This window comes from Methylorubrum sp. B1-46, assembly GCF_021117295.1.
GTDB lineage: Bacteria > Pseudomonadota > Alphaproteobacteria > Rhizobiales > Beijerinckiaceae > Methylobacterium.
Map to the genome: position 1 here is coordinate 1,438,292 of NZ_CP088247.1, position 17,864 is coordinate 1,456,155.

Genomic DNA, 17,864 nt, shown 5'->3' on the forward strand with positions numbered 1-17,864 from the left:
TTCGCGGAGCGGTTCAGCATCGGCTTCGCCATGGGCGCGTTGTCCGGATTGGTGATGTCCTGCCCATTCGGCATGAGCAACGTCGGCCCGCGCCGGCGCTTTCTCGCCACCCTGATGGAAATCATCGGGACCGGAAAGGAACCGTGGGTCTGCATCAGCCGAAGAACCGCAGGCGGATGGTTTCGCTGACTCCGAGAGCGATCGAGGTGATCCTCGCTGCGGGCCGATTGACGCGCTGCACCGCCCTGGGGAACCCAGAGCGGTGCATCACTCGGTGACGGCGGCTTGTTGGACCGTCCCTCCGCGTCTCAGGCGATATGCATCAAGGTCTCGAACTCACCCAAGACCGGTGAGAGCGGGGCGAGAGCCTGATCGCTCGTCTCCTGGTCCAGGTGCAGCGATTGGTGGCTGACCGGGTCAGGCGTCGCGGGCATGGCGAATCGCACTCCGAAGTTGAAATGCGTCGGCGTCGGCGTGCTGAACAGCGCCTTGGGGACCGTGATGCCGCTCGGCGCATCCGTAACCATTGTCGATCCAAGTCCCGGTTCACCTGCAAGAGGCAGGTGTGGATCCGCGGCACCGCCACCAACCGCCTGCGAGACCGATTCGGAGCCGTACAGTTCGGACATCGCCGAGGTCATCGTCGCGTAGACGTCGTTGGGGATGGCGCCGTCGGGAAACCAGACGAATTTCTCGACCCCACCGCTCTGCATGCTGAAGGCTGTGCTGTCCGATGCCGGCTCGCCGAGGCCGGTCTCCGAATTGGCCGTCAGCGCGGACAGAGCATTCGGGCCGGGCTCACGCAGGTCGAGGGTGAAGGAGCGCAGATCCAGCACATAGGGTGAGCCGGCCTGCGGCGTGCCGTTGAAGGTCAGCCGCAGGGTCTGCACGCCCTCCGCCAGGGTGATCCCGATCGGTTCCGAGGCCTGGAACGGTGCCGCGCCGAAGCTGGTGCCGCCATCCTGAAGCGCCGCCGTGCCGAGCGCCGCCCCGCCGTTGAGCGAGACCGCGATGCTGGCGTTCGCCAGCGGGGTCTTGGCCAGGAAGCTCAGATCGTAGGTGCCGCCGGTCGGTGCGTTGATGGTGTACTCCACCCACTCGCCCGGTCGGATGTAGCCGATGTCGTTCTGGCTGTTGACGAACTCGACCGCTTCACCCGCCCGGAAGGTGGTGCCGCCGTCGCGTCCGGCATTGTCGTTGTAGGCGATGCCCTGGCCGCCGGTGTCGAAGTTCGACGCGTCCACCGTCAGCACGCCGTTCGTGAAGGTCGGCGCCGTCCCGTTGAAGGGGTTCTGCGGATTGCTCGGAGCCGTCAGCGTGAACGACCGGAAGTCCTGGCTTCCGCCCGAGAACGTCACCCGGACGATCTGCGTCCCCGCATCGAGCGCGATGTCGTCGACCTCCCGAGCGACGAAGGTGTTGTAGCTGCCCGTGCTCGGATTCGCGATCGACCCGCTCGTCGCGTAGGGTGTTGCGACGCCCGGCTTGTAGAAGTCGACTTTCGCCGAGCGGCCGGTCTCGCCCCCGTTCGAGAGAAGCAGGTCGAGATCGTAGGCTCCGGCCGTCGGAACCGAGATCGTGTACTCGGTCCAATCACCCGCATCGATCCAGCCGATGTCGCCCGCCCCGGTCTGCTCGACCGCGCTGCCGGCCCGGCCGCCATTCGTGCCCCCCTGGAGGCCCGCCGCATCGTTGTAGGCGACGCCCTGGCCCCCGTTGTCGTAGTTGGAGGCGTCGACCGTCAGCACCCCGTTCGAGAAACCTGCCGCCGTGCCGCCGAAGGGCGTTTGAGTGAGCGGCGTTTCGCGCAGGTCGAGGGTGAAGGAGCGCAGATCCAGCACATAGGGTGAGCCGGCCTGCGGCGTGCCGTTGAAGGTCAGCCGCAGGGTCTGCACCCCCGCCGCTAGGTTGACCCCGATCGGGGCCGAGGCCTGGAACGGTGCCGCGTCGAAGCTGGCGCCGCCATCCTGAAGCGCCGCCGTGCCGAGCGCCGCCCCGCCGTTGAGCGAGACCGCGATGCTGGCGTTCGCCAGCGGGGTCTTGGCCAGGAAGCTCAGATCGTAGGTGCCGCCGGTCGGCGCGTTGATGGTGTACTCCACCCACTCGCCCGGTCGGATGTAGCCGATGTCGTTCTGGCTGTTGACGAACTCGACCGCTTCACCCGACCGGAAGGTGGTGCCGCCGTCGCGTCCGGCATTGTCGTTGTAGGCGATGCCCTGGCCGCCGGTGTCGAAGTTCGACGCGTCCACCGTCAGCACGCCGTTCGTGAAGGTCGGCGCCGTCCCGCCGAAGGGCTGCTGAAGGCCACCCGGCAGCGCCGCCACCGCGACCGCCAGCGGTGTGGATACGCTCGCCGCACCGTCCGAGGCCGTCACCTGCAGGGTCAGCGAACCGGCGGTCAGCGGCGTGCCGCTGATGACGCGGGTCGCCGCGTTGAAGCTCAGGCCCGCCGGCAGTCCGGTGACGGTGTAGGCGAGCGCGTCGCCGTCCACGTCCACGAACGTGCCCGCGGGAATGGTGTAGCTGAAGAACTGCCCCTGCGTAGCGCTGGCGCCCGAGAGCGTCTGTGCCACGGTCGGCGCCACGTTGGCGCGATCGATCGTGAAGGTGTCGAGATCGAAGGCGCCGCCGCCGAAAGTGAGGCGGACCGTCTGGACACCCGCCGCCAGATTGACCTGGACCGGCGCGGTGGCGGTGAACGAGGTGTAGTTGTTGGTGTCCACCACATTGGCCGAGGCCGCCGTCACGTAGGTCGAGCCGTTCTGCTCGAACGAAGCGGTGATGGTGCGTCCCGGATCGGGGGAAGCGGCGGCGAAGGTCAGCGTGTGGACGCCGGCCCGTGCCACGTTGACCGTGTACTCGATCCACTCGCCGGCCGCGATGTAGCCCACGGCCACGTTGTTGCCGACGATGTCGACACCCTCGTTTCGGCCCGCCGTGCCCCCCTCGTCGTTCGCCGTCGTGTCGTTGTAGGCCACACCCTGTCCGCCGAGATCGAAGCGCGTGGCGTCGATCACAACGGGGGCGGCCCCGATCTGCGGCGCGGTACCGCCGAACGGCGTCTGGGCGGTGTTCGTCGTGTCGAAGAAGTTGACGAGACCGTCACCATCCGTGTCGCGCTGCAGGGCGTCGTTGATACGGTCGCCATTCGCGTCGTTCGTGCTCGTCAAGACATGCGGCTTGACGTTTTTGATGACGAACATGTGGTCGTTGTAATCGTAGTTTCCGGCACCCGGATAGTCTTGGATGCCGATATACGTCCCCGCGATCACGGCTCCATTGGCGTCGCGCGCCTCGAAGAAGCGGATCAGGTGGCCCTGATCGTCGCCGACGAGCTGGCCGAATTGGGGATCGATGCGGTTGGCGACCGGATCGGTCCAGGACGAGTAGGTCGGCCGGCCATCGACGGAGATGTAGAGGCCGAACGGCGTGCTCTGGTTGATGGTCCCGCGCGCCACGCTCGCGCCCGCGCCCGTGCCGGTCACCAACTGGTCGGGCAGCACGGTCTGGCCCTGCTGATCGTCGTTGGCGAACAGGTTGGTGACCTGCGACGAGGCGAGGCCGTGGAAGCCGAGCCGCGCCACGTTGCCCTGGTTGAGGAAGGCCGCGACCTGGATGACCTCGACCGCCTTCGTCGCGTCGAGCCGCTCCAGGTAGGGCATCAGCACCTCGTTGCCGACGGTCTCGACACGACCGCCATTCGCCAGATCGCCCTGGGCCATGTCGGTGCTGTAGCCGAGGGCCTTGACGATCTGGGCGACCGTCGGCTCCGAGTTGTTCTCCGAGAACTCCTGGGCGAGGCCGGCGAGCGCGATCACCTTCTCGCCCTGGACGAAGTCGTTCGACCGGATCGTCAGCGTCGACTCGGTCAGGTCCGCGCCGGCGGACGTACCGTTATGCGTGCCGACGAAGCGGACCGTGACGGTCGCGCTCGCATTGGCCGCGATCGAGGCCGGCGGCGTGCCGACGATCTGGAACGCGGCGCTGCCGGTCGTCACGCTGTCGATGGTGAGCGCCGCGGAGCCGTCGTTCCGGATGGTGAACGTCGCCTCGTTGCGGAAGGCCTGCGAGGCGTTGGCCGGCGAGTCGATGTTGGTGAAGACGAGACGATCCCCGGCCGCCGCGTCGTCGAGCCCGCTCACCACCATGTGCTGGCCGAAGCCGACCGGCGTCACGCCCTCGATGACGAACAGGTTGTCGTTATAGTCGTAGTTGATACCGGTATAGTCCATGACCCCGAGATAGACGTTCGGGATCACCTTCCCCTGCGCATCGAGCGCCTGGAACATCTTCACCGTGTGGCCTTGCTGCGCGCCCGGAACCTCGACGTTGCCGCGCGGATTGAGCCGCGGATCGGTGGACAATCCGGCCACCGAGATGCCGAAGATGTCGTTGCCGGCCCAGGCGTCCGGGATGGCCACCCGGTCGAAGGTGCGGGTCGCGAAGGTTGTGTCGTTGCCGGCATTCGGGAGCAGGCGCTGGTTGTCCGTTCCCTCGTGATCCCAGAACCGGACGTTGGCTCCCTTGTCGCCGGGGTTGTGGATGTGCAGCGTCGCGCCGCCGGTGCCGTGGAAGGCGGCGATCTGAGTGACCTTGGCCTGCGTGACCCCGTCGGCGATGCGCCAGTAGGGCGACAGCACCTCGGTCTCGTCGGTCTTGGCGAAGACGTCGTTGGTGCTCAGCACCGAGTTCTCACCGCCGCCGCGTAGCGTCAGGCCTTCGATGACGTTGCCGAAGCCGAAGATCTTCCAGATCTCGTTGACGTTCGGCTCCTGCCCGCCCTCGTCCCGCGCCTGCCAGAAGCCCGCAAGATCGATCGTGGTGACCGGCGTGTCGGCATCGTTGGTGATGAGCTTCAGCGCGCCGGTGAAGACCGTCGAGGTCGCGTCGATGTTGCTGGTCGGCGGGGTGTAGGCGGCCCGGTTGAACAGCACCGTGACATCGGCCGATTGGCCCGCCGCGATGGTCAACCCGTCGAGCTGGGTCGGATTCGCGAGGACGAACGGACCGGTGAGGTCGTAGTCGGTGAGGGACAGCGTCTCGGTGCCGGTATTGGTGATCCGCACCGTACCGGAATCCTTGAAGTCGCGATCCGCCGCGTCGGGCGCGACCGAGTCCGGATCCTCCAGGTAGCTGAAGTGTAGCCGGTTATCGAGATAGGCCGGATCGAGGCTCTGGACCGCGATGTCGGCGTTCGGGTTGCCGGGTGCCCGCCGCACGTCGAGATAGTCGAGCGCGTTCGCGCCCGGCGCGGACGACAGCACACGCAGCGCGTAGGAGGTGCCGGCTTCGAGGTTGACGTAGACGGTGCGCTCGCCCGCCGTCCCGACGCCGGGGAAGGCGATTTCCTCGGTGGCGGTGCCGTTGAGGAAGAGGCGCAGCGTCCCGCCATTGGCCGCGCCGGCATTGGCCGCGAGGTCGAGGGCATAGAGGCCGTTGGCCGCGACCTTGAAGTAGAACTCCACGGCTTGGCTGTTGAGGATGCGGGTCGAGCTGTCGGCGGTCTGTTCGAGCTCGATCCGGGACTCCGTCGTGACGGACACGTAGTCCGGCTCGAAGGGCGGCGCCGCGGTGCCGGTGGCGACGCGAAGCTGATCGATGTTCGGGCCGACGGCGTTCGGGGCCGTGACCGTGACGGTGTTGGCGCCCTGCCGGAGGTTCACGATCGCCGTCTCGAACTGCCAGGTGTTCTCCGCATCCGGTCCGAAGCCCTCGAAGTTGACGGGACCGAGATTGACGCCGTTGACCGTGAGCGAGAGCGGACGGTCCGCCTTCGAGGCCGCCAGCGCGTAGCGGAAGCCGATCTCGAACGAGCCGGCGCTCGCCGCATTCACCGTCCAGGTGATCGACTGATCGCCGGTCCCGTCGAAATCGACGAAGCCGGTGCCGACTTGGTTGCGGTTCTCCGTGACGACCTTGGCGCCGACGATCTGCGCCGTCTCCGCCTCGTAGAAGGTATAGGGGGTGCTCGGCACTTGTGCCTCGGGCACCAGCACCTCGATCTGATCGATGTTGGGCCCCGTCGCCGCGACCGACTTGAACGTAATGGTGTTCAAGCCGGCCACCAGGTTGGCGGGCACGTCGACCGTCTGCCAGACCGTCCAGGCCGGGTCACCCGTCACGCCGGTGGGCGGGACGAAGCTGACATTGCCGAGGCTCACCCCGTTCAGCACGGCCTCCAGCGGCCGGTCCGCGGTGGCGCCGTTGGCGTAGCGCACCTTGATGACGCCAGCCCCGGCCTGCGTGCTCGGCACCGAGAAGCTGAAGGTGACGAAGTCCGCGTTGCTGGCGCCGAAATCGGCGTAGCCGCCCGGCACGCCATCGGTGTTGCTGGTGTTCCCGTCGAGGCCCACCGCGCCCGGACGCAGGCCGTTCACGTAGCCCGTGCCGGTCGCGTTGGGTTCGGGGTTGGCGGCGCTGCGGATCTGGATCTGCGCGGCCGAGCCCGTCGCCACGGTGACGGCGGTGCCGTCGCCCGGCGTGGTGTCCTCCGCCTGGATCGTCATCAGGGAGACGAGCCCGGTCGGGCCGGGATTCTGTCCGGGGGTGAAGCTCGCGGTCGTGGAGGCGCGGTTGAGCGCATCGTCCGTGACTTCGACCGTCGCGATCACCGGACCGGTCAAGGTTCCGACGTTGGCGGTGAAGCGGTTCTGCGGGTCGAGCGTGACGGTCTGGCTCGGACCGCCGTTGAACGAGACGCGCACCGCGGTGATGTCGCTGTCGAGCCCGTTGAGCTGGAAGACGGCGGCCGCCGGGTTGCTGACATTGACGGCGACGAGCGCGAGGTTGCCGCCCTCGTCCGCCGTGAGGTCCTGCGTCACGCCGCCGGGGGCGGGCGTCAGCAGGATGAGCTGGCTCGCCCCCGTGCCGCGATTCAGCGTCATCAGGTAGAGCTGGCCGGTGACCGGGTTCTCGATGATGTCGAGCGGATCGATGTAGTTGTTGATCACCGAACCATCGGGCCGCCGCAGCACGTCGTCGCCGATGATCTTGCCGCTCGCATCGACCCGGATGGCGCGGACGTTGTCGCCGGTCGAGAACTGCGCGAACAGCACCGCACCCTTGAGATTCGTGCCGAAAGCGCTGCCCTTGTACTCGATCGCACCGTTGGGAGACTGATTGCGGCCGAGGCTGTAGGCGCCGTCGAGGTCGTAGTTCAGGTCGGGCCGGACGCCGGCGTCGTAGCCGTCGGTGTTCGGGTTGCCGTCCTTGCGGTCGGTCACCTCGTTCTTGTCGACGCCAGACGTCGGGTTGCCGCCGTTGAGGATGTACTCGTCGCGCAGGATGTTGGGGTGACCGTAATATTTACCCTGCTCGACGGTGAAGAAGTAGTCATCCTGGGTCGGCGAGTTGACGATGATCTGGCTTCCGGGCTGCGTCGGGTCGTCGAAGGTCTTGCCGCCCGACGCCGTGCCGTTCGTCGGCATGTAGAGGTGGCCGTTGGAGTGCCAGACGAGGTCGTAGGCGTTGCGGATGCCGGTGGCGAAGATCTTGAGGACGGCATCCGCCGCATACGGGTTGTAGAAGCCCGGATAGGTGCCGTCGCTGTTGAAGCTTGAGAGCGGGTTCTGCGTGGTCGGAACCGTCACCGGCTCCGTGCGCACGTCGAAGCCGCCGGTCGGCGCCTTGCGGGTCGGGTCGATCTCGAGGACGGCCGCGTTGAGCAGCCGCTCGGGCCGGTTGCCCCAGGCGCCGTCGGGCGCGCCCGCGGCGGAGTTCGAGCCCTGGGACAGGTAGAGGAGGTAGGCCGGCTCGCCGGCCTGTCCCGCATCGGGGTTGGCGCGGAACTCCAGGCTGTTGGTGACGTGGTCACCGCCCGAGCGCGGCAGACCGGTGAGGTAGGTCTCGGCGGTGGCACCCGTGAACGAGCCGTTCTGCCCGAGCGTGATCTTGCTCACCCGGCCGGAAAATTCCGGCGTGTCGAACGCCTTGTTCTCGCGCGGGATCGGATAGTTGTCGCTGATCCAGATCGTGTTCGGATCGGTCGGATCGAAGGTGAGCCCGATAATGCCGCGCCGATCCGCGCCCGATTGCAGGTAGTCGAGAACGAGGCTCTCCTTGGAGGCCTTGTTGATCGAGCCGTCAGAATTGACGCTCCAGCGGAAGATCTCGCCCATGATGGTGGCGACGTAGAGTTTTCCGTCGGGGCCGAACTCGATCGAGGTGAAGCCCCCGGCGCCGTCGACGAAGCCGTTGAGGAGCGTCGAAGTCGTGAAGGCGACCTCGCGTGCCACCTCAGTCGGCGCCACGCCCGTCACGAAGGTCGTCGTAAGGTCCTGCATCTGACGGATGGCGGCCGCGGCATCCGTGATGCTGCCGAGGTCGAGCACATCCTCGACCTTGAGCGTGTAGCTGGTGTTCGCCTTCAGCGCCTGCAGCGGACGGATCGTCAGCGAGTCGGCGCCGCCGGAGATCTGCACGTTGATCGCGACCTCCTGGCCGGTCAGCGTTTCGACGAGTTTGATTCCCTCGACATGGGCGATGTTCGGGCCGCGGTGGTTCGGCGCCTGCACGTTGACGCCGACGACGAAGCTCGACAGCGGGTTGATGCCGGTCGGCAGTTGCCCGTTCTCGCCGAGCGCGATCGAGACCTGATCGTTGAGGTAGGCGGCGCGCGGCGCGGCGAAGGTCGAGTAGTCGAGGTCCGCCGTCCGTGTGTCGGTCGGCGTCAGGTCGGGCAGGCGGTCGATCTCGAGATACTGGATCTCGGTGTTGGTGCCGCCGATGGAGTCGACCGTCAGCCGCCCGTCCGTCACCTGCACGATGCCAGTGACCAGCGTCGAGCGGAAGCCGCCGCCGTTCTGCGAGTTGTCGAGCGGGTTGGCCGGCACCCAGGAGGGCATGAAGCGCTTGCCCTCGACATTGATCGCATAGGTGCTGTCGAACGCACCCGCGGTGTCGCCGATCGAGAGCTTGACTTGGTAGGTCCCGTTGGCAAGCGCCATCTCCCAGGCCCGCGCGCCGGCCGCACCGGCACCCGGGAACTCGAAATGCGCGTAGGTCTTCTGGAGATTGGACGCGCCCGTGACCGTGTTCTTGTACCAGTGGGCGTTGGCGGGCTGCGCGGCCGCGATGGTGCCGTTGGCCGTGCCGTCGACGACGCTCGCCTCCGTCACCCAGCCGTAGCTGAAGCCATTGCCGCGATCGCCGTAGGCGGCACCCGTGTCGGCGAGATAGCCGGCGGGCGTGACGTAGCCGGCGGGCAGGCCCTGCGTGGTCTGGCCCGGAGCCGGCTCGAAGTTGATCTTGACGACCTCCTGGAACAGTTCGCGGCCGCGCGGATCGACCGGAGCACCGTCGCGGCTGATCGTGACGCTGTCGATATTGGGGCCGTTGGCGACCGTGTTGGCGATCGTCACCGTGTTGGCGCCGGCCGCGAGATCGATCTCGACGGTCGCCGTCTTCCAGTTGTCCCAGCCGTTCACGTCGGTGCCGGGGAACGAGAGCGTCTTGGTGACGCCGTTCACCGTGACCGTCATCGGACGGTCGCCCTGCGGGTTGCCGCCGTTCGAGTAGCGGAACGCGAAGGTGTAGGTGCCGGCCTGCGGGGTCGTCAGGTTGAACGAGGCCGCGTCACCGATCTGCGCCCCCATATCGAGGTAGCCGGTGCCGGTGAAGCCGTCCCACAACCCGTCGCCGTTGACGTCGCGCAGGAGCGGGAGGGTCGGCTCCTTGTTGGCGAGTGTCCGCGCCTGGGTGATCGCATTGCCGGTCCCGGTCGTATCGATCGGCGTGAAGGTCTCGGCCTCGATCGTGAGCTGGAACGGCTGCGGCTGGCTCGGCCCGCTTCCCTGATGGACGAAGCGGATCTCGTCGATGTTCGGCCCGGCCAGGGCTCCGGCCGGGATCGCCAGCGCGATCGTGTTCGCGCCGGCCTTCAAGGTCAGCTCGACCGTCTTCTCGACCCAGGACTCCCATCCGGACGCGGTCGTGCCGGTGCCGATCACCGGACCGGGCACGAAGTCGACCGAGAGCGCCGTACCACCGTTGAGCCGCAGGTCGAGCGGCCGGTTGGCCGCGCCGCCGTTGGCGTAGCGGAACGTGACGAGGTAGGTCCCGGCCGCGGGCGCATCGACGTTCACCGTGATGGCGTCGCCCGCATTGGCGCCGAAATCCATGTAGGCGCCGCCGACCGCGCCGACCCGGTAATTGCCGGTCGCATCCGGATGGGCCGCGTCCACCACGCGGGTGAAGTCGGCGTTGGTGGGCACACCGGTATCCTGCACCGTGACCCGCGTGGCGTCCTCGGCCTGGATCGTGAAGGGCGCCACCGTCACGGTGCCCCCGATCACGATCGACATCGAGGAGGAGGCGACGTTGCCGGCGCCGTCGGTGACGTAGACCCGCGCCGTGTAGGAGCCCGCCGCGAGGCCGGAGCCGTCCGCGACGAAGTCGCCGTCCGCGTCCGGCCGGACGAGCGTCCGGGTGACGCCGTTGTCGAAGCTGATCTCGGTCTTGACGATATCCGCGTCGACGCCCGCGATCTTGAAGTTGATCGATTCCTTTGCCGCCCCGGTCAGCTCGCCGATCGGGCCGGAGAGGAAGAGCGGGATGTCGTCGGCGTCGGCCGAGACGTCGGCCGGCGCCTGCGGCTTGCTGATCGTCAGGCTGTCGATGTTGGGGCCGTTGACGCGCCCGGCAGGGATCGCGAGCGAGAGGGTGTTCGCCCCCGCCGCGAGGGTGACCGTCACCGTCTTGGTGGCCCAGACGTTGAAGCCGTCGACCGCGGGTGTCGTGCCGCTCGCCGGCGCTCCGGTGTTCGCGAACTCGACCAGGGTCGCGGGCCCGGTGCCGACCGCGAGGTCGAGGGCGCGGGCGTCGCCGGAGGCGTAGCGGATGGCCAGTTCGTAGGTGCCGGCCTGTGCCACCGTCACCACGAAGCTGGCCCGGTCCCCGGCATCGTTGCCGAAGTCGAGGTAACCGGTTCCGGTGTAGCCGGCCCGCAGGCCGAACTGGTCGAGTACCTTCGTGCCGCCGGGGGTTTCCGGGTTGGCCGTAGTCGTACGCAGCAGCGTCGAGTTGGCGTCGGCCGCCTGCGTCAGGGTGACGGACGCCGCCTCGCCCTGGATCACGATGGGCTCGAACGGCTGCGGCGTTCCAGGCTGCTCGACCGTGACCGTGAAGGCCACGGGGGCCGAGGCGAGTTCGCCGTCGCTGGCGAGGACCTCGATCGCGTAGGCGCCGGGCGCCACGTTCGGGGCGACCCGCAGGACGCTGCCGTCGAGGACGATACCGGTCGGCAGGGCGCCGCCGCCCGCGAGACGGACGAACAGCGTCGCGGCATCGCCCGCATCGGGGTCGGCGGCCGTGAGCACCGCGAGGTTGACCTCGCCACCGGCGTCGCTCTGGAAGACCTGGGCCGCGATGGTGCCGGACAGCGTCGGCGCCTCGTTCACATCCGTGACCGAGAGCGTGACCTGTGCGGTCGTCGCCGCGCCGCGGGCATCGGTTGCCACGACGCTGATGGTGGTCCCGTTATCCGTCTCGTGGTTGAGCGCCGCGCCGGCGGCCAGACGCAGCTCGGTCTGGCCGGTCTCGGTGTTGCGGACCACGACGAAGCGCGGATCCGACACCGTGAAGCTGACGGCATCGCCCTCCGCATCGGTGGCCGCGAGCAGGCCGACGAGGGCGCCCACGGCGTTCTCGGCCACCGCGCCCGTGAGCGTGATGCCGGTGGGCGCGGCGTTCGGCGCCTCGACGCGCTCGAAGGTGAAGCGGTCGAAGCGCAGGGACTCGCCCCCGATCGCCTGGCCATTGAGCGTCATGACGCTCCCGGCCTCGACGCGGACGATCGTGTCGAAGGTGATCGCCTTGAGGTTGCCCGCGTTCGCGGCCGTCCCGCGCAGCGCCAGCGGGTTGACGAAGCTGCCCGGACCCGCGTCGTTGAGGACGACGCTCGAGGTTCCGCCGATCCGGAGTTGGGTGCCATCGACCGACAGCGAGAAGGTGCTGGCGCCGTCCGTCTCGTCGAAGACGTAGGCGGTGACGCGGTAATAGCCGTCGGCGAGGCCGTTGGCCGCGAGGTTGGTCGAGACCGATCCGGCATCGCCCTGATTGAGCAGGATCAGTCGGCTGCCGGAGGCGGCGGTGGCGCCGGTGGCGAAGAAGCCGTCGGCGGTCGAGAGCCCCGTGAGGGCCTCGGCCTCGACCGAGACGACGTTGCCCGCGGCCGACGCCTCGACGACGAAGGTCAGGGTGAGCGTGTCGGACAGGCCGGCCGGATCGCTCGCCCGGACCTTCACCGCGAAGGTGCCCGACGCGATCGGGGTACCGCTGACATAGCCCTCCGCGTTGACGCTCAGGCCCGGCGGTAGGTCCTCGATCGTGAAGGTCAGTGCCTCGCTCTCGGGATCGCTGAAGAACGACGACAGTCCGTTGATGTCGAAGCCGGTGAAGGCCGTGCCGACGCGGCCGAAATACGGCTCGAGCGCCACATCCTCGGCCACCGGCGCCTTGTTGACGTGCGTGACCGTCAGCGAGAAGCTGTCCTCGGCAAAAGCCGTCCCGTCGCTTGCCCGCACCGTCACCGTGAAGACGCCGTTGCCGAGGGCCGCGAGACTGCCGGAGAGAACGCCGTCGGTGATCGTCAGGCCGCCGTTCGGGACGACCGCACCGGCCGCATTCTTCACCTCGAGCGTGTAGCTCAGCGCGTCGCCGTCCGGATCGAGGAACGGCAGGTCGATCTCGAGCGAGCCGGTCTCAGGGATCGTGCGGTCGGCGATGCCGCCGCCGACCACGACCGGCGCGGCATTGGCGTCGGCCGTCTCCACGAACCGCACATTGGTGTAGGTCGAGGAGCCCAGATTCGGACGGCTGTCGTCGTCGTTGACGACCACGAGCGACGTCAGGGTCTTGCCGGCATGGGCGCCGAGATCGATGACGAAGCGGACCGTCCCGTCCCCGTTCGGGGTGCCCGAGCCGCGCAGATCGATGAACCCGCCCTGGGTCTGGCTTCCGCCGAGCTGGTAGATGCTGGCATCCGCGTCGAAGGGGTCTTCATCGACGTCGAAGCCGATCGCCACGATCTCGGGGAGTTCACCGCCGGTGCCCACGCGCAGGTCGAACTCGAGCTTGGTCGCCTCTGTGACCGTGTAGCTGCCGATGCTCACGCGCTTCCAGAAATTGCCGTCGAGCGTCAGTGAATCGGGGGTGGCGGTGACCGTACCGCCGTCCTGCGGCCGATCCTGGGACGAGTAGGGCGTGATCGCCCCGAAGACGACCGGCACCGGCCCGCCCTCGGCGACGTCGGTAACGGAGACGGTGATGGTCTTGGAGGTCGTCAGGCTGCCGTCGCTGACTGCAACCTCGACGTTGAAGGTCTTGCCGGCCGGCAGCGCCTCGTAGTCGGGCGCGGTCAGGAAGCTCAGCGCGCCCGTCCGGGCGTCGATGGCGAACAGCGCGTTGTCGGTCACCGCATTCGCGGTCAGCGCGTAGGTGAGCGCGTTGCCGTCCACGTCGGTCGCCGCCACGAGGCCGACCGCCGTCTGGTTCTCCGTGGCCGAGAGCACTGTCGTGGTGATCACCGGTGCCTCGTTGACGTTGGTGACCGCGACCGCGAGCGTCTTCAGGGTCCGCCCGGTTCCGTCGAACGCCTCGACCTCCACTGTGTAAGGACCCGCACCGCGCGCACCCTCGAAGTCGGGCGCGGTCTTGAAGCTCAGCGCGCCCGTCCGGGTGTCGATGACGAACAGGGCGTTGTCGGTCGCCGCGTTCGCGGTCAGCGCGAAGTCGACCCGGTCACCGTCGAGGTCGCTCGCCGTCACCGTTCCGACGGTCACCGTTCCCTCGGCGACCGTGAAGCCGGCCTCCGTCACGACGGGAAGCGCGTTCGGGGCATTGAAGGTCGCGGTCGCGCCCTGGCGCGTGACCGCGATCGCGTCGAGGTTGGGGCCCGAAGTCGCGCCCCCCGGGATCGCGAAGGCAATCGTGTGCGTGCCGGCGGTGAGCGTCACCGTCACCTTCTGCACGGACCAGTTGTTGAACCCGTCCGCTGCGCCGGTTCCATCCGGATCCGTCGAGAGGAAGGGCAGGTTGGACAGGTTGGGCAGCGCCGCGCCGTCGAGCCGGAAGGCGAGCGGGCGATTGCCGGCGGAAGCATAGCGGACGTGGATGTCGTAGCTGCCGGCCTCCGCGACGGTGAAGCTGTAGCTCGCGGTGTCGCCGGGCGTGTCGCCGAAGTCGAGATAGCCGCTGCCGGTGAAGCCCGGCCGCAATCCGTCGACGAGGCCGGCCGCGTTCGACGTCTCCTTGTTCCAAGGATTGCGGACGAAGGTGTCGTTCGTGTTGATGTCGGTGTCCACGATCGTCAGACGCCCGGCCTCGGCTTGGATCAGGATCTGGTTGAAGGGCTCGGGCATGGGAGGAGCCTGGATCGTGAGGGTGAAGGGGACGGCGGCGGAGGTCAGTTGGCCGTCGGTCGCGAAGACCTCGAACGCGTAGGCGCCGGGCGCGACGCCGGCCGCGACGGTCACTGCCCCGCCGCTGAGGCTGATGCCGGAGGGCAGATCCCCTCCGCCGGCCAGACGGAGCCCGAGCGCGGGCGTGGTGCCGTCCGGATCGGCCGCCACGAGGCCCGCCAGCGACACCGACCCGCCGCTCGCCGGCACGCTGGCCGCCGCCAGGGTGCCTGTCAGCATCGGCGCCTCGTTCAGGTTCGTGACGGCGAGGGTGACGGATTGAGTTAGGTCACCGACGCTCACCGAGACCTCGGGCCGGGCGCCCTCGAAGTTCAGGGTTTGGCCCTGGCGCAGCGCCAGTTGCAGCGCGCCCGCGGTGCCGACGACTTCGAACCGGCCGGCATCCGCGCCCGAAAGCACGACGTCCTCGGGGAGATAGCTGCTGTCGATGTCCGTGATCGCGATGTTGGCCACGATCGCGCCGGGCGCATTCTCAGCGACCGGCAGGGCGGTCACACTCAGTCCGGTCGCGGCGTCGTCCACCGGCGCGATGGCGACCGTGACGGAGGCAGAGGCCGAGAGGGCGGGCGAGCCGTTGTCGGTGACGATGTAGGCGATGCTGGCTTGGCCGGAGAAGTTGGCGGCCGGCGTGAAGGTGATGACGGTACCGTTGACCGAGACGGTGCCCTGCGCGGCCGGGACCGTGGCGGTGACGGAGAGGGTGCCGCCCGTGTCGACGTCCGCGATCAGGCTAGCGACGTCGATGGTGACAGCGGTGTCCTCGCTGGTCTGAGCGGTGCCGTTCAGGGCCGTCGGCGCGGTGTTCGGCTGGGTTCCAGGAACGTCGTCCGTCATGTCATTGGTGACGGAGAGCGTCACGGATTGGCTCAGGCCACCGACCGTCACCGAGACCTCGGGGCGCGCGCCCTCGAAGTCCAACGACACGCCCTCGCGCAGGGCGAGGTGCAATGCACCCCCGCTGTCGATGACGCGGAACTTGGCCGCATCCGCGCCCGAGAGCATGACGTCATCCGGCCCGTAGATCGTGTCGATGTCGGTGATCGCGATCGTCGCCACGACCGCACCGGCCACATTCTCGGCGACCGACACGGGTGTGACGCTCAGCGCGGTCGCGGCATCGTCCACCGGCGTGACGGCGACGGTCAGCGAGGCGGTGGCCGAGCGGACGGGCGAGCCGTTGTCGGTGACGACGTAGGCGATGTCGGCTTGGCCGGAGAAGTTCGCGGCCGGGGTGAAGGTGATGAGCGTGCCGTTGACCGAGACGGTGCCCTGAGCGGCGGGGACCGTGGCGGTGACGGTGAGGACATCGCCCGCGTCGGCGTCGGCGTCGGCGATCAGCGGCGCGACATCGAAGGTGACGGCGGTATCTTCGTTGGTCTGTGTGCTGCCGTTCCCGGCCGTCGGCGTGGTGTTCGGCTGGGGCGGGAGGACATCGTCCGTCGTGTCGTTGGTGATGGCGATCGCAAAGGATCGGTTGACGGACAATCCGCCTGCATCCGTGGCGACGAGACGGATCGGGAGGCTGGAGCCCGCCTCGAAATCGAGGCTCTGATCGGCCCGGAGCTTGAGCTCACCGTTCACGACCTCGAAGCGGGTGCTGAGGGTCGCACCCTCGAAGACCTGGATCGTGTGCGCAGCGGAATCGGCGTCGGTGACGGTGACACGGCCGATCACGGCGCCGGTCAGGTTCTCGGCCACCGAGAGATTGGCGAGCGTGATGTCGGACGGGGCGACCGGTTCGGGCTTGAACGCCTCGACCAGCACGAACTCGAACTTGTCGATGTTGGGGCCCCCCGCGCCGGAGAGGCGAAGCACCGTCGTGCCGGCGTTCAGCGTCACATTCACGGTGAGGGTGGACTTCGTCCAACCTTCCCACCCGGTCTGGTCGGGCACAGTGCCCACATCGTTACCGTCAGCGGGCCGTACCGCTCCAGTGAGATCCTCATAGAAGGCCGGGTAAGCCGCTGGAGCGGTCGTGGGCGCGAGGGCAAACGTGCCGATCGCAGTTCCGTCCTGATAAGTGAGCGCGAGCGGCCGGCCCGTGGTGCCGCCGTTGGCGTAGGTGATGGTGATGCTGTAGGTGCCGGCCACCGTCGCGGTGACGGGAATGTCGAGGGTGTTGGCGGCCGAGCCCCAGTCGAGATAGGCATCGCCCTCCGCGCCGACGCGGAAGGTTTCCGGCTGCGTCTTGCCGTTCAGGAACGGCAGCGTGATCGGCCGGTTGACCGCCAACGATGCCATGTCGGTCGTCGCGGACGACAGCAGATCCTCGGCCTGGATGACGATCCGGTGCGGGTCGGCGCTGCGGATTTCGAGATAGTCGAGGTTCGGCCCGCTGAAGCCGGTCGCCGTCAGGCGGACCGTCTGCGTGCCCGCCTCCAGGTGGACGCGGGTGACCGCCTCGCTGTAGACCGCGTTGTTGCCGGTGGTCTGGAAGTCGAACAGACGGTCCCAGATCTGGCCGTTCACTTCGAGGCGCATCGGCCGGTTCGACGCGCTCGCGGAGGAGAACGCGTAGCCGAAGGCGAGATCGTAGGTGCCCGCTGCAGGCACCGCGAACGTCCACTGCAGATACTCACCCGATCCGGCGTTGAAGTTGCCGTTCAACCCTCCGAAATCGACGTAGGCGTCCCCGTCGGCCGCATCGGCGTTCGGCCGATCGCTCGTGCTCGCGTTCGCCAACGACACCACGACGGGCGTGGTCGTCGTCGTGCCGCCGCTGACACTCCCGCGCGTCACACCCGTCGTCGCCTCCGCCTGAAGGCGCAGGGTCTGAATCACCGGCGGCACCGCGTCGGCTTGGGGCGCGGCCAGCGCAACGTCCTGCTCGGACAGGAGGGTGTTGCTGTTCGCTGTCCGCGCCGTGCTGCCGCTGCCGCCTCTCCCCGAACTGATCGGGCCGGGGATGAAGCTTCCCGGCGCGGCCTCGAAGCTGTCCTCGGCCATCGCGGGGGCGGGCGCCGACACGCGGCTCGAACTCTCGACCAGGGTGCTGGAGCCGACCTTGGGCGCGGATGCTTCCACCGAGGCCGTCATGACCGGCCCCGTGTCCTCGCTCGTGAATTCCCGCGCGGAATGGGTGCTCCGGCTCGGCGGGGTGGCCGAGGAGGCCAGCGGCGCCGAGGGGAGATCCTCGACTTCGAGGGACACCGAGCTGCCTTGCGCAAGGGGGGCCTTCGGCGGCGCGGCCGGGGGCACGGCGGCGGACGTCTGCCCGATGACGTTCTTGCCCTCGTCGAGAGCGAGCACCATCGCTCCGGAGGCCAGCGCCAGGACCGCTTCCGTCTTGCTGCCGGACTTGCTGCCCGACGTGCCCTTGCCAAACTTGTTGCGCGCCATGGTTGGCTCCCGTGTCGGCCGTGCGCAGCGGAGCGTGGTCCGCCGCCTCGTGCTGGGGTCTGGTCGGCCGGCGCGGTGCGGCGGCCTCGAACGGATCGGTCGGCTTTC

Annotated in this window: 1 protein-coding gene; it reads right to left on the reverse strand. The window is 68.4% G+C overall.

The features are described from left to right. Positions 1–308: 308 nt before the first annotated feature. Positions 309–17,756 (reverse strand): carbohydrate-binding protein, encoded by a 17,448-nt coding sequence (locus tag LPC10_RS06845; protein ID WP_231346019.1) that lies wholly within the window; start codon positions 17,754–17,756, stop codon positions 309–311. Positions 17,757–17,864 lie beyond the last annotated feature (108 nt).